Annotated in this window: 18 protein-coding genes; 6 read left to right on the forward strand and 12 right to left on the reverse strand. The window is 71.9% G+C overall.

Going from position 1 to position 12,241, the window contains the following annotated elements:
* The 9 genes from ACH4S9_RS09450 to ACH4S9_RS09490 form a co-directional block, all read right to left on the reverse strand.
* The gene (locus ACH4S9_RS09450) at positions 1-282 is read right to left on the reverse strand and encodes a gas vesicle protein K (RefSeq protein WP_311726311.1); all 282 of its coding nucleotides are present in this window, start codon (positions 280-282) and stop codon (positions 1-3) included.
* Positions 279-503 (reverse strand): gas vesicle protein, encoded by a 225-nt coding sequence (locus ACH4S9_RS09455; protein ID WP_311726310.1) that lies wholly within the window; start codon positions 501-503, stop codon positions 279-281. The genes ACH4S9_RS09450 and ACH4S9_RS09455 overlap by 4 nt, the downstream gene beginning before the upstream one ends.
* Complete coding sequence (locus ACH4S9_RS09460) at positions 500-1,369, reverse strand: GvpL/GvpF family gas vesicle protein (protein ID WP_398370909.1); 870 nt, start codon at positions 1,367-1,369, stop codon at positions 500-502. The genes ACH4S9_RS09455 and ACH4S9_RS09460 overlap by 4 nt, the downstream gene beginning before the upstream one ends.
* Positions 1,366-1,728: a gas vesicle protein gene (locus ACH4S9_RS09465; protein WP_398370911.1), complete on the reverse strand. Its 363-nt coding sequence runs from the start codon at positions 1,726-1,728 to the stop codon at positions 1,366-1,368. The genes ACH4S9_RS09460 and ACH4S9_RS09465 overlap by 4 nt, the downstream gene beginning before the upstream one ends.
* Before the next feature lie 7 nt (positions 1,729-1,735).
* On the reverse strand, positions 1,736-1,987 hold the full coding sequence (locus ACH4S9_RS09470) for a gas vesicle protein GvpG (protein WP_311726307.1): 252 nt from the start codon (positions 1,985-1,987) through the stop codon (positions 1,736-1,738).
* A 1-nt stretch (position 1,988) separates the two neighbouring features.
* Positions 1,989-2,750, reverse strand: a complete 762-nt coding sequence (locus tag ACH4S9_RS09475; protein ID WP_385340631.1) for a GvpL/GvpF family gas vesicle protein — start codon at positions 2,748-2,750, stop codon at positions 1,989-1,991.
* A gap of 4 nt (positions 2,751-2,754) precedes the next feature.
* On the reverse strand, positions 2,755-3,258 hold the full coding sequence (gvpJ, locus tag ACH4S9_RS09480; RefSeq protein WP_398370914.1) for a gas vesicle protein GvpJ: 504 nt from the start codon (positions 3,256-3,258) through the stop codon (positions 2,755-2,757).
* Positions 3,259-3,325: 67 nt separating this feature from the next.
* Complete coding sequence (locus tag ACH4S9_RS09485; RefSeq protein ID WP_311726304.1) at positions 3,326-3,637, reverse strand: gas vesicle protein; 312 nt, start codon at positions 3,635-3,637, stop codon at positions 3,326-3,328.
* A gap of 85 nt (positions 3,638-3,722) precedes the next feature.
* Complete coding sequence (locus ACH4S9_RS09490) at positions 3,723-4,475, reverse strand: FadR/GntR family transcriptional regulator (RefSeq protein ID WP_398370916.1); 753 nt, start codon at positions 4,473-4,475, stop codon at positions 3,723-3,725.
* Positions 4,476-4,702: 227 nt separating this feature from the next.
* Here ACH4S9_RS09490 and ACH4S9_RS09495 point away from each other — a divergent pair, with 227 nt between their 5' ends.
* From ACH4S9_RS09495 to ACH4S9_RS09520, 6 genes are all read left to right on the forward strand, one after another.
* Positions 4,703-6,085: an MFS transporter gene (locus ACH4S9_RS09495; RefSeq protein ID WP_398370918.1), complete on the forward strand. Its 1,383-nt coding sequence runs from the start codon at positions 4,703-4,705 to the stop codon at positions 6,083-6,085.
* Positions 6,086-6,151: 66 nt separating this feature from the next.
* A complete protein-coding gene (locus ACH4S9_RS09500) occupies positions 6,152-7,885 on the forward strand; it encodes a dihydroxyacetone kinase family protein (protein ID WP_398370920.1) in 1,734 nt (577 codons plus the stop codon).
* Positions 7,886-7,907: 22 nt separating this feature from the next.
* Entirely contained in the window at positions 7,908-8,378 is a 471-nt protein-coding gene (locus tag ACH4S9_RS09505; protein ID WP_361183216.1) for a ribose-5-phosphate isomerase, read from the forward strand.
* A complete protein-coding gene (locus tag ACH4S9_RS09510; protein WP_358844954.1) occupies positions 8,378-9,175 on the forward strand; it encodes a triose-phosphate isomerase family protein in 798 nt (265 codons plus the stop codon). The genes ACH4S9_RS09505 and ACH4S9_RS09510 overlap by 1 nt, the downstream gene beginning before the upstream one ends.
* 1 nt (position 9,176) lies before the next feature.
* The gene (locus tag ACH4S9_RS09515; RefSeq protein ID WP_398370922.1) at positions 9,177-9,986 is read left to right on the forward strand and encodes a sugar phosphate isomerase/epimerase family protein; all 810 of its coding nucleotides are present in this window, start codon (positions 9,177-9,179) and stop codon (positions 9,984-9,986) included.
* Complete coding sequence (locus ACH4S9_RS09520) at positions 9,983-10,858, forward strand: phosphogluconate dehydrogenase C-terminal domain-containing protein (RefSeq protein WP_385340620.1); 876 nt, start codon at positions 9,983-9,985, stop codon at positions 10,856-10,858. The genes ACH4S9_RS09515 and ACH4S9_RS09520 overlap by 4 nt, the downstream gene beginning before the upstream one ends.
* A gap of 60 nt (positions 10,859-10,918) precedes the next feature.
* Here the strand turns inward: ACH4S9_RS09520 and ACH4S9_RS09525 are convergent, their stop codons facing one another.
* From ACH4S9_RS09525 to ACH4S9_RS09535, 3 genes are read right to left on the reverse strand one after another with little or no spacing between them, the layout of a single operon-like run.
* Entirely contained in the window at positions 10,919-11,119 is a 201-nt protein-coding gene (locus ACH4S9_RS09525) for a DUF397 domain-containing protein (protein ID WP_361182984.1), read from the reverse strand.
* Between the two features lie 9 nt (positions 11,120-11,128).
* Positions 11,129-11,326 carry a DUF397 domain-containing protein gene (locus ACH4S9_RS09530; RefSeq protein WP_311726296.1) on the reverse strand — a complete coding sequence of 66 codons (198 nt, stop codon included), beginning with the start codon at positions 11,324-11,326 and terminating at the stop codon, positions 11,129-11,131.
* A gap of 13 nt (positions 11,327-11,339) precedes the next feature.
* The gene (locus tag ACH4S9_RS09535; RefSeq protein WP_311726295.1) at positions 11,340-12,194 is read right to left on the reverse strand and encodes a helix-turn-helix transcriptional regulator; all 855 of its coding nucleotides are present in this window, start codon (positions 12,192-12,194) and stop codon (positions 11,340-11,342) included.
* Between the last annotated feature and the right edge of the window lie 47 nt (positions 12,195-12,241).

Raw genomic sequence — 12,241 nt, forward strand, 5'->3', positions numbered from 1 at the left:
TCAGTCCCGGGGGAGCAGTGTGCCCAGCGGGCCGAGGTCCAGGTTGAGGTCTTCGGGGCGCAGGCCGTGCTGGGCGCACAGCTCCGCCATGCGCTGGTCCAGGAGCATCAGCGTGGTGCCGATGCGTTCGATCTGCTCGTCGCCGAGCCCGCCGGCGTCGATCCGGCGCAGCGCCTGGCGTTCCATCAGCTGCCGGAGGAGTTCGACGACGGTCAGGACGAGGGCGACCAGGTCGCGGCCCACCGTGTCGGCGTCGAGATCGAGCCTGCCGCCGTCGGTCACAGCGGGCCGCCGTCGGTCCAGGGGGCGGGGACGCGCTCGTTGACCGAGGAGAGCAGGGCGTGTAGGGAGAGGCGTACGAGGGGCACCTCGGCGATGGCGATGACCACGTCACCGCTGATGACGACACCGGTTGCCAGCACCCGGTCGAGCAGGTCCACAAGCGGCACACCGATCGGCCCGTGCGCTTCCGCCGGGGCGTTTCCCCAGGTGGCGACGGTCATCGGGGGACGCTCCCGCCGGACGCGTCGGCGAACGAGTACGGGGCCCACGGGCCCGAGAGCTCGATCTGGACGGCAGTCTCCTCGCGGCGCAGGGTCTCCAGCGCGGTGCGCAGTTCGCTCTCGCGGGCGCTGTCGATCAGATAGGCGGCGTTGAGCACGTGGGTGCGGTGCGCCCCGGTGACCTCGACCCCGTGCGGGCGCAGCCGCCGGGCGGCCACGGCGAGGCCCCGCACGACCGCGTCCACCCGCTCCGCGGCCTGGAGCGCCTCGTTCTGGCGCTGTTCGCGGCCTTGGTGGCGGCTGCGTACCCGGTCGAGATAGGCCCGGCCACTGCCCGTCGCGGCGCCCGTCGCGGCGCCGGGCCCGGCGCCGGGCCCGGCGCCGGGTGGCGGGGCGGGGGAGGAGGTCGGGGGCGCGGGGGCGGTGTAGACCTTCACCCCCCACTCCACGCGGCCGGTCAACCGGCCGAGGGCGGCGAGGAAGGACACCTCCTTCTCGCGCAGGGCGGCGCGGACCCGTGCGTCGCCGAGATAGAGCGTGGCGAAGGGCAGCGGCACGGTCGGGGTGACGGCCGACGCCGCCATGATCACCTCATGGTGGGCGCGGGCGCAGCGCTCCAGCTCGTCGCGGTCGGTGAGCCGTTGCCGCAGCGCGTCCTCAGCGAAGTCGACGGCGGAGACGTCCTGGACGACGGCGGTGAGCGGGCCCGCGGCGAGCGTACGGACCGGGGCGGCGGCGTCGAGCCCGGGGAGCCCGACCAGGGCGGCGGGGTCGCACCGGCGGCAGACGGCGAAGACGTAGGTGACCGTGGGGAGCTGACCGGGCGTCTGCTCGGGGGACTGCTCGTTGAGCTGCTCGGACGTCATCCGTCCCTCCTCTCCTCGCCGCCGACGGGGCTCAGCTGACCCACGTCGCCGCCGGATTCCAGCGCCTCCAGACGCTTGCGCAACTGTGTGTTCTCCTCGGCGAGGGCGTCGCGCGCGGCGCGGGAGGAGAGCGCCGGATCGGTCTCCCACCAGTCGATTCCGGCTCTGCGGGCGGTGTCGACCGACGCCACGAACAACCGGAGCCGGATGGTGAGCAGTTCGATGTCGAGCAGGTCGATCTTGATGTCGCCCGCGATGACGATGCCCTTGTCGAGCACCCGTTCCAGGATCTCGGCGAGGTTGGCGGTGGGCGGGGCGGTGCCCAGCGGGGTCCTGCCCGTCAGCTCGGGATCGATCACGGCCGCCTCACCGGTGCCTCACGGGTAGGGACGGAACCGACCGCTCCAACATTTCGAGCAGCTGGTCCTCTTCTCGCTCGAACTCCTCGGGGCTGATCGCCCCCGCCTCCAGGTCCTCGTTCAGCGCGGCGAGCCTGGCGCGCAGGACCGCCGGGTCGTGCAGCTCGTGCTCCGCGGCGTCCACCAGGCAGTCCGCGATCCAGACCACCCCCCGGACGGGCGCCATGGGGAGGAGGACGAGCCCGCTCAGCAATCCCATGTCACGCTCCGCTCGCCACGCGATTCCCCCGGGGGGTGCCCGAGGTGGGGTCAGCGAAGCTGTAGCAGGGCAGCGGCCCGGTGAGGCGCAGCTCGACGTGGGTGTCGTGGGCCGCCGCGAAGCGCTCCACCACGGCCCGGAACCGGTCCTCCGCATCCCGGGCGAGGAGGAAGGAGACGTTGAGCACGCACCCCGGCACCTCAGGCCCCCGCACCTGCTCCACCGTCACCGCGGACAGTTCGGCGACCACCGCGGCCGACGCGGCGGCGGCCCGGCCGGCCAGCCCCCGCGCCACGGCCTCGCCCAGCCGCACGCTGGCCTCGTACCCCGGGGACCGGCGCGCGGCCGCGCGCGCCCTGGCCACCTCGGGGTTCTCCCGGATCAGCGCGGGCAGCCCGGCCTGGACCGGCATGGCCTTGAGGTTCATCTCGATCCGGCCGTCGAGACGGTCGAGCGCGGCGAGATACGCACGCTCGGAGGCGGCCAACTGGCCCCGCACCGACTCCTCGTTCGGGGCGATCATCCCGAAGCGCATGGGCAGCACCGGGCCGTCCGCCGCCAGCGCCAGTGCCAGGCCCTGGTGCGCGAGGAGGTCGCGCCGCTTGGCGCGCAGACCGGGCGGCGCGTCGCTGACCACGGCGGCCAGCTCCCCGGCGCGGAGCGTACGGACCGGGGCCGGGCCGGCGCCCACACCGGTGTGGCCGGGCGGCACCGGGTGGGCGGCGCGGACGACGCCGTAGACGTACACGCCCTGTGCGGCCATGGGGTCAGTCCTCCTCGTCCTCGGTACGGCGGTGGCGGGGGCGGGCGGGCGCACGCCCCCGCGGGCGGCGCTCCTCGTACCGGTCCTCGTCCCGGCCCTCCTCCATGCCCTCGTCCTCCGCGTCCTCGTCCTCCTCGTCACGGCCGGTCACGGCCTTCTTGACCTTGCCGCCCACCGTCTCCACCGCCTTCTTGGCCGTCTTCTTGGCCACCTTCTTGCCGAGGCCGGCCTTGCCCGCGCCCAGCAGTTCGGGCACGGTCGTGCTGCTGCGGTCGAATTCCAGGTCCAGGCGGTTGCAGGCCTCGGCGAAGCGGAGGTACGTGTCCACGCTCGCCACGACGATCCGGGCGTCGACCTTCAGGATCTCGATGCCGACCAGGGAGACCCGGAGGAAGACGTCGATCACCATGCCGCGGTCGAGGATGAGTTCGAGGACGTCGTAGAGGTTGCCCGAGCGGGAGATGCAGACGACGTCGTCGGTGTGGGTGGGGGCGTAGGTGGGGGCCATGATCGGAGCGTCCTTTCGATGGCTCGGCCTGGACTCCGGCCGGATGCGCCCGGCCTGCCCGGGCCGGTCAGCAGTCGTCGGCTGAGCCGCGCCGGTAGCGGCGGACCCTCCGGTACTCCCGGAGCTCACCTCGCTCGTCGATGTCCACCTCGTAGGTGGCCAGCAGGCTGGTGGTGTCGGGGATCCGGGCGACCTCCACGACGTCCACGCTGACGCGCCAGCCGTCCTCGACCCGGCACACGGCGCTGACGCCCTCGGCGGGGTGGGTTATCAGAGCGGCGAGCCGCTCGCAGGCGCGGCCGGCCGCCTCCGCCGCGCCGGTCCTGCGGGGTGCGTGGTCCGCCTTCGGGGGAGCGGTACGCCGCTCTCGCTCTGCCATGTGCCTCAGTCTGGTCACATGGTGCGCCCGCCGCGCCTTGGGATGGGCCAATACGGTGGCTCAGCCCGAAGCGCCGCCCGGAGCGTTACCCCGAAGTGCCGCTCTCCTCCGTGCTCAGCGAGGACCACAGCCGCTCGCTCGCGCAGTGCATGTGCTCCGCCATGGCCCGCTCCGCCGCCTGCGGGTCGCGCTCGCGGATGGCCTGGAGGATCGCGCCGTGTTCCTTCAGCGTCCCGGCCACCGTGCCCTCGATGTCGCCCGCGCGCTCCATCCACACCTGAAGCAGCGAGCGGATGCTGTGGAGGATGTCGCTGAGGACGGTGTTCCGGGCGATGGAGGCGGTCTCCAGATGGAAGGCGATGTCGGCGTCGATGAACGCCGTGACGTCGCCGCCCGCCTCCCGCATCCGCTCCAGGTGCGCCTCGAGCCGTTCGACGTCCGCTTCCTCCGCGCGCTCGGCCGCCAGCCGGGCGGACATCGCCTCCATGAAGGTGCGCACCTCGACCAGGTCATGGGTGCGGCGCTGGCCGAGCATCAGGCCCCAGTTGATGGCCCGGGGCAGGAATTCCGAGGTCCCGGCGCGTACGTAGGAGCCGGAGCCGGGGCGGATCTCGATGATGCCGAGCACATCGAGCGCCGAGAGCGCACCCCGCACACTGGAACGGGCGACGTTGAGTGCCTCCGCCAGCTGGCGCTCGGCGGGCAGCCGGGTGCCGGGCTTCAGGTGGCCCTCGGAGAGGTGGTCCAGCAGCCGCTTGGCCACTTCGCTCACCGATGACTCCCGGACGACCGGGCGCAGCAGCGCGGTGAAGTTCGGCTGGTCGGGCTCGGCGCTCACGTGGCGTTTCCCCTCATGGACTCAGGTCCTCGGACATGGCTGCCCTAGTACATCACCAGGGCGGACGGCCCGGGGCGGCAGTGTTGCCGTAGGTGCTGGAGGTCCGCCCGTCAAGGGTTTCAAAAGCGACACACATCACTTTGGTTAATTGGTGACCAATTTTCGGAACGTGACCTAGCGTGTAGCCACCCCACAGGACAACGCCGTCCGCTCAGTCAGGAGCCGCCATGGGCACCGTCGCCCCAACCCCCGTCATCAGGGACGTAGAGAGATCGGCCGTGAAGAAGGTCTCGCGGCGTCTCGTCCCCTTCGTCGCCCTGATGTTCTTCGTGAACTTCCTGGACCGGACCGCGGTCTCCTTTGCCGAGCCCAACGGCATGGGTGACGCCCTCGGCCTCTCGGCGGCTCAGTTCGGACTCGCCTCCGGCATCTTCTTCATCGGCTACATCCTGCTGGAAGTACCCAGCAACATGGCCCTGCACCGGTTCGGCGCCCGCCGCTGGCTGGCCCGGATCATGGTCACCTGGGGGATCGTCTCCCTGCTGTTCACCTGGGTGCAGAGCACCGGGCAGCTGTACGGGCTGCGCTTTCTGCTCGGCGTCGCCGAGGCGGGCTTCTTCCCCGGGGCGATCCTCTACCTCAGCCAGTGGGTCCCGGCCCGCCACCGCACCAAGATCCTCGCGCTGTTCTACCTGGCCCAGCCGCTGACCACGGTGATCGGCGCCCCGCTGGCCGGGCTGCTGATCAACCAGCACGGGGTGCTCGGCCTGGACGGCTGGCGCTTCATGTTCCTCGGCGTATCCATCCCCGCGATCCTGCTCGGCGTCATCGCCTGGTTCTACCTGATCGACCGGCCGGCCGACGCGAAATGGCTGACCCGGGAGGAGAAGGACTGGCTCACGGCCGAGCTGGCGCGCGAGAACGGCACGAAGACGGGCGGCGCGAAGGCAGCCTCCGGACACGGCGGGCGCGGCGCGCTCAAGGCCGCGTTCACCAACGGCCGGGTCTGGGTCCTCGCCCTCGTCTACTTCGGCTTCATCTACGGCCTCTACGCCCTGGCGTTCTTCCTCCCCACGATCATCAGCGGCTTCGAGGACCAGTACGGCACCCACTTCTCCGTGCTGGACAAGGGCCTGATCACCGCCATCCCGTACCTCCCGGCCGCCATCGCCCTCTTCTTCTGGTCCCGGCACGCCACCCGGCACGGCGTCCGCGCCTGGCATGTCGCGGGACCGGCGGCGCTCGGCGGGATCAGCATCCCGCTCGCCCTCTACATGGGGTCACCGAGCGCGACCATCGCGGTCATCACCGTCACCGCGTGCTCGATCTTCGCCGCGCTGCCCACCTTCTGGTCGCTGCCGTCCCAGTTCCTCACCGGAGCCGCCGCGGCCGCCGGCATCGCCCTGATCAACACCATGGGCAACGTCGCGGGCTTCGCCGCCAGCTACATCACCGGCTGGCTCAAGGACTTCAGCGGCTCCTACTACCTCCCGCTCTTCGTGGTCGGCGGCTTCATGCTCCTGTCGTCCGCCCTGATGCTCTGGCTCTCCACCCGGCCCCTCCCGCAGGCCGCGGACGCCGAACAGGAGCTGATCGCGACCGGGCACTGACCCACCGCCCGGCCTGCCGTCACCACCCCTCACCACCCCTCACCCGCGGCCCGGAGGCCGCCCGCCATGACTCGACTGTTCAACACCCCCGCCGCCTTCGCGGACGAGGCCCTGGAGGGCTTCGTCGCCGCCCACCGCAGATGGGTGCGGCGCGTCCCCGGCGGTGTCGTCCGCGCCACCCCCACGGCCCCGGGCCAGGTGGCGGTCGTCATCGGCGGCGGCTCCGGCCACTACCCCGCCTTCTCCGGCCTGGTCGGCCGGGGCCTGGCACACGGCGCGGCGGTCGGCAACGTCTTCGCCTCGCCCTCCGCCCAGCAGGTCCACCAGGTCGCCAAGGCCGCGCACAGCGGCGGCGGGGTGCTGCTGACCTTCGGCAATTACGCCGGTGACGTGCTGCACTTCGGCCAGGCCGAGGAGCGGCTGAACGCCGAGGGCATCGACTGCCGGACGGTCGTCGTCACCGACGACATCTCCAGCGCCGCCCCCGAGGAGTCCGCCAAGCGCCGCGGCGTCGCCGGGGACCTCGCGGTGTTCAAGACCGCCGCCGCGGCGGCCGAGACGGGCCTGCCCCTGGACGAGGTGGTACGCCTCGCCCGGCTGGCCAATGCCCGCACCCGCTCGTTCGGCGTCGCCTTCTCCGGCTGCACCCTGCCCGGCGCCGACGCCCCGCTGTTCACCGTCCCCGAGGGCCGGATGGCGGTGGGTCTGGGCATCCACGGCGAGCCCGGCCTGTCCGAGGCGGCGGTCCCGACCGCCGACGAGGCGGCCGAGCTGCTGGTCTCCACGCTGCTGGCCGAGCTGCCGGAGGGCGTGGACACCCCGCGCGGGCGGCGCGCGGGCGTGATCCTCAACGGCCTCGGCTCGGTCAAGTACGAAGAGCTGTTCGTGGTCTACCGCAGGGTCGCCCGGCTGCTCGACGAGGCGGGCGTGGAGGCCGTCGACCCGGAGGTCGGCGAGCTCGTCACCAGCTTCGACATGGCGGGCGTCTCCCTCACCCTCTTCTGGCTGGACGAGGAGCTGGAGCCGCTGTGGACGGCCCCGGCCGACGCCCCCGCGTACCGCAAGGGGGCACTGGAGCCGGCCAGTGTCAGCTCCGAGGGCTTTGCGGAGGAGCAGCCCGAGCAGACCACCGTCCCCGAGGCGAGCGAGGAGTCGCGCGCCGCGGCCCGTACGGCGCTGGACGCGCTGGCCGCGGTCGTACGGACCATCGACGCGCACGCCGACGAGCTCGGCCGCATCGACGCGGTCGCGGGCGACGGCGACCACGGCATCGGCATGCGGCGCGGCTCCGAGGCCGCGTACGAGGCCGGGCGCCGCGCCCAGGGCCTCGGCGCGGGCGCCGGCACCCTGCTGTGCCACGCCGCCGACGCCTGGGCCGACCGGGCCGGCGGCACCTCCGGCGCGCTGTGGGGCGTCATCCTGCGCCAGGTCGGCACCGCCCTCGGCGACACGGAACGGCCCGACGCGGCCGCCGTCAGCAGGGGCGTGACCGCCGCGGCCGACGGCGTCATGCGGCTCGGCAAGGCGGAGGTCGGCGACAAGACGATGGTCGATGCACTGGTCCCGCTGGCCGGTGCGCTCGGCGAGGCCGTGGCCGAGGGCCGGCCCCTCGCCGCCGCCTGGGACGCCGCGGCCACCGCCGCCGAGGCCGCCGCCAAGGCCACCGCCGAACTCCTCCCGCGCCTGGGCCGCGCCCGCCCGCACGCGGAGAAGTCCCTGGGCACCCCGGACGCCGGTGCGGTGTCCCTGGCCCTGATCGCCCGCGCCGTGCACGGCGTACTCGCTGCGAAGAACGATTGAGATGGAAGCTGAGATGGCTCAGATGAACGACAAGCTCCGTATCGTCGTCGGCTCCGACGACGCCGGTTACGACTACAAGGAGATCCTGAAGGCGGACCTGGCGGCCAGCGAGCTGGTCGAGTCGGTCCAGGACGTGGGCGTGGACGCCGACGGCCACACCGCGTACCCCAAGGTCGCCATCGCCGCCGCCGAGCTGGTCGCGGCGGGCAAGGCGGACCGCGCGCTGCTGGTGTGCGGCACGGGTCTGGGCGTCGCCATCGCCGCCAACAAGGTCAAGGGCATCCGGGCGGTCACCGCCCACGACAGCTTCTCCGTCGAGCGCGCCATCCTCAGCAACAACGCCCAGGTCCTCACCTTCGGCCAGCGCGTGGTCGGCCTGGAGCTGGCCCGCCGCCTGGTGCGCGAGTGGCTCACCTACCGCTTCGACACCACCTCGGCGTCGGCCGCCAAGGTCGAGCTGATGTGCGCGTACGAAGAGGGCACGGCCGCCTGATGCCCCGACCCGCCTCCGTCACCATCGGCGTGAGTCTCAAGATGTACTTCGGCCACCACGAGACGCTCAACTGGTGCCGCCGCATCGCGGACATCGCCGACCGCCACCCGGCCGTCACCGGCGGCCTGGCCGAGGTCTTCGTCCTCCCCTCCTTCCCCACCCTCGTTCCGGCCGGCGGCCTGCTGGCCGGCACCGGGGTGCGGGTCGGCGCCCAGGACCTGTGCGCCCAGGACACCGGGGCGTACACCGGCGAGGTCAGCGGCGCCCAGCTCAAGGAGATCGGCTGCGGCTACGCCGAGGTGGGGCACGCCGAGCGGCGCCGCCTCTTCCACGAGGACGAGGCGGTCGTGGCTGCGAAGACCGCCGCCGCGCTGCGCAACGGGCTCACGCCCGTGCTGTGCGTCGGCGAGCCCGAGCGCACCGACGCCGAGCGGGCCGCCGCCCGCTGCGTCGCCGAGGTCGAGTCCGCTCTGGCTGACGCCGAGCGGGCGGGGGCGCTCGGCCCGCTGATCGTGGCGTACGAGCCCCAGTGGGCCATCGGCGCGCCCGAACCGGCCTCGCCCGAGCACATCCGCGCGGTGTGCGCGGCGTTGTCCGCATGGCTCGACGGGCGGGAGCCGCTGGCCGGCAGCCGCGTCGTGTACGGCGGCAGCGCGGGCCCGGGGCTCCTCACCCGGCTCGGCCGGGAGGTCGGCGGGCTCTTCCTGGGCCGCTTCGCGCACGACCCGGCGGCGTTCGAACAGATCCTGGACGAGGCGCTGGCCCTGCACGGGACGCCTGTGGCGGGGGGTGTGTGAGATGGCCCTCGGCCTGAGCACGTACGCCTACTTCTGGCAGATCTCTGGCAAGGCGCCCAAGCGCCTGACGCTGCCGGACCTGCTGCACCGCACCCGGGAACTGGGCGTCGGGGTCTTCCAGATCTGCGACTACCCGCTGATCGAGACGTTCGACGACGCGCAGCTCGCGGAGGTGCGCACCATGGCCGACGACCTCGGCATCCAACTGGAACTCGGCACGCGCGGGGTCCGCCCGTCGCATCTGCTGAAGTACCTCGACCTGGCGGACAAGCTGGGCGCGACCTTCGTCCGCTCCATGCTCAACACCAACGACCACCGGCCGACCGTGGACGAGGCCGTCGCCCTGCTGCGCGAGGCGCTGCCCGCGTACGCCGAGCGCGGCGTGACTCTCGGGCTGGAAACGTACGAGCAGGTCTCCACGGACGACCTGCTGGCCGTTGTCACCGGGGTCGACAGCCCGCACCTCGGCGTCTGCCTGGACCCCGGCAACAGCGTGGCCCGCCTGGAGCGGCCCGCCGACGTCATCGACCGCACCGCCCCGTACGTGGTCAACATCCACGTCAAGGACTTCTCCTTCACCCGCCGCGACGGGTGGGTCGGCTTCACCTTCGCCGGCTGCCCCCTGGGTGAAGGCCTGCTCGACTACGGCCACATGGTCGGCGCGGTCCGCCCCGAGGAGCGGGGCGTCAACCAGATCGTGGAGCACTGGCTCCCGTGGCAGGGCGGTTTCGAGGAGACCGCCCGACTCGAAGACGCGTGGACCAAGCACAGCGTCACCACCCTGAACACCCTGATGAGGAGCGCCTCATGACCACCCCCACCGCCCATGAGCCCAAGACCGTCGCCGTCGTCGGCGCCGCCGGAAAGATGGGCCTGCGCGTCTCGGCGAACCTCGAGAAGAGCGACTTCCGCGTTCTGTTCAGCGAGAACTCCCCCAAGGGCCAGGAGATCCTGGCCGAGCTCGGCCGCGAGGTCGTCGACTCCGCCAAGGCCGCCGCCGAGGCGGACGTCGTCATCCTGGCCGTCCCCGACCGCGTCCTCGGCGCGGTGTCCGAGGCGCTGGTGCCGGTGATGAAGCCCGGTTCGGTCGTCCTCACCCTCGACCCGGCCGCCGCCTACGCCGGCCTGCTCGCCCGCCGCGATGACGTCTCCAACGCCTGCGCGCACCCCTGTCACCCCTCGGTCTTCCTGGAGCGCACCACCAAGGAGGAGTGGGCCGACACCTTCGGCGGCATCGCCGCGCCCCAGGAGGTCGTCGCCGCGTTCGAGTCCGACGACGAGGTGGCCCGCGAGCTGACCGAGACCGTCATCCGCACCATGTACGCGCCGGTCGTGGACGTCCACTGGGTCACCGTCAAGCAGCTGGCCGTGCTGGAGCCGACCCTCGTCGAGACCATCGCCTGCATGGTCGGCGCGCTGCTGACCGAGGCCCTCCACGAGACCGTCCACACGGTGGGCGTCCCGGAGTCCGCCGCCCGCGCGATGCTCCTGGGCCACACCCAGGTCGCCCTCGCCAACACCCTCAAGGGCGACAACCCGTTCTCGGACGCGTGCCTGATCGCGATGGACTACGGGCGTGAGTCGATCGTGCGCGACGACTGGAAGAAGGTCTTCCAGGACGACGAGCTCGACAAGGTCATCACGCGGATGCTGAAGATCAAGGAGATCCGCCGCGCGGCGTGAGTCTGTGCCCGCCCGGCAGGGACGGGAGGGGCGGCCAGCGGGCCCGGCGGGCTCGCTGGCTCAGCCCGACGCGAGCTGGTCGAAGGCGCCGGCCTTGACGGCGCGTATGAAGACGCCGAACGTGGCGGGGCGGGTGGTGAGTATGACGTCCGGCTCGTCGCTCTCCCGCAGCCGCACGGTGTGGCTTTCCCCTGTGGCCATGTAGACGCAGTTCCCCGCGTTCGGGCTGTACGACGACTTCCGCCAGTTGTCGGTGGGCATACCTGCTCCTTACGGGCTGAGATGCTCGAACTCGCCTGTCTTGGCCGCGCGTATGAAGGCACGGAAAGTGGCGGGGGCGACGGCGAGTTTGACGTCCGGTGCGTCGCTCTCGCGTATGTGGACCCAGCCGTTGCCATCGGCGCCGATGTTGACGCAGTTGCCCGCGTTGCCGCTGTAGGACGATTTCCGCCAGTTGTAGGTGGACACAGACGTTCCTTCGCTAGAGGCTCTGCGCGATGCGGCGAATCATGTCGCGTGACTGCGCGGGCTTCAACGCGAGGGCTTCCAGCCGGTCCAGCGTGCTGCGGTACCAGGTGAGTTGAGGTTGGGTGTCCAGGAACTCGGAGCCGTGGTCCGTATCAAGCTGCACAGTGTCCAGGCGCGTGACCTCTCCGCAGCAGTAGATGATTCCCTGCCCAGAGTTGGGGAAGGCGCCCGCCCCGAAGGGGATCACCAGCACGGTGATGTGTTCCCGCTCGCTCATCGTCAGCAGGTACTCAAGCTGTGCGCGGGCCACGCCAGGGCCACCGAATTCCATCCGCAGAGCAGCCTCGTGGATGGTCGCGGTCAGCGGGGTCGGCTGCTCGCCGTGCAACACCGCCTGCCGTTTGATCCGGTGGGAGATCCGGTGCTCCACCTCGTGTGGTGCGAGGGGCGGCTCGACCGCGCTGATGATCGCGTGAGCATGGTCCCTGGTCTGCAGGACACCCGGCATGTGGATGACGGATGCCACCCGCATGGCCTGGGCGTGATGCTCCAACTCGGCCATGTCGAGCATGCTCGGCGGGAGGATGTCGCGGTATTCGTCCCACCAGCCCCGGGTCCGGCCGCCGGTCATCTCCGCGAGCGCTTCGACCAGCGCCTGATCCGCGCAGCCGTACGCCCGCCCCATAGCGCGTACCCGGTCGGCGCTCACCGCGTAGCCCCCGGACTCGATACTGCTGACGCGCGACTGCGATGAACCGAGCAGTACGCCGGCCTGTGTGGCGTTGAGCTCTGCCTGTTCCCGTAGCCGACGCAGTTCGGCACCCAGCCGACGTTGCCGAATGGTCGGCGGAAGCTTGATCCGGGCCATCGTGCTTTCCCTCTCGCTCACGCGTGGTGCCGTTCACCCACACGAGG

Source organism: Streptomyces sp. NPDC021225, assembly GCF_044332865.1.
In the GTDB taxonomy this organism is placed as follows: domain Bacteria; phylum Actinomycetota; class Actinomycetes; order Streptomycetales; family Streptomycetaceae; genus Streptomyces.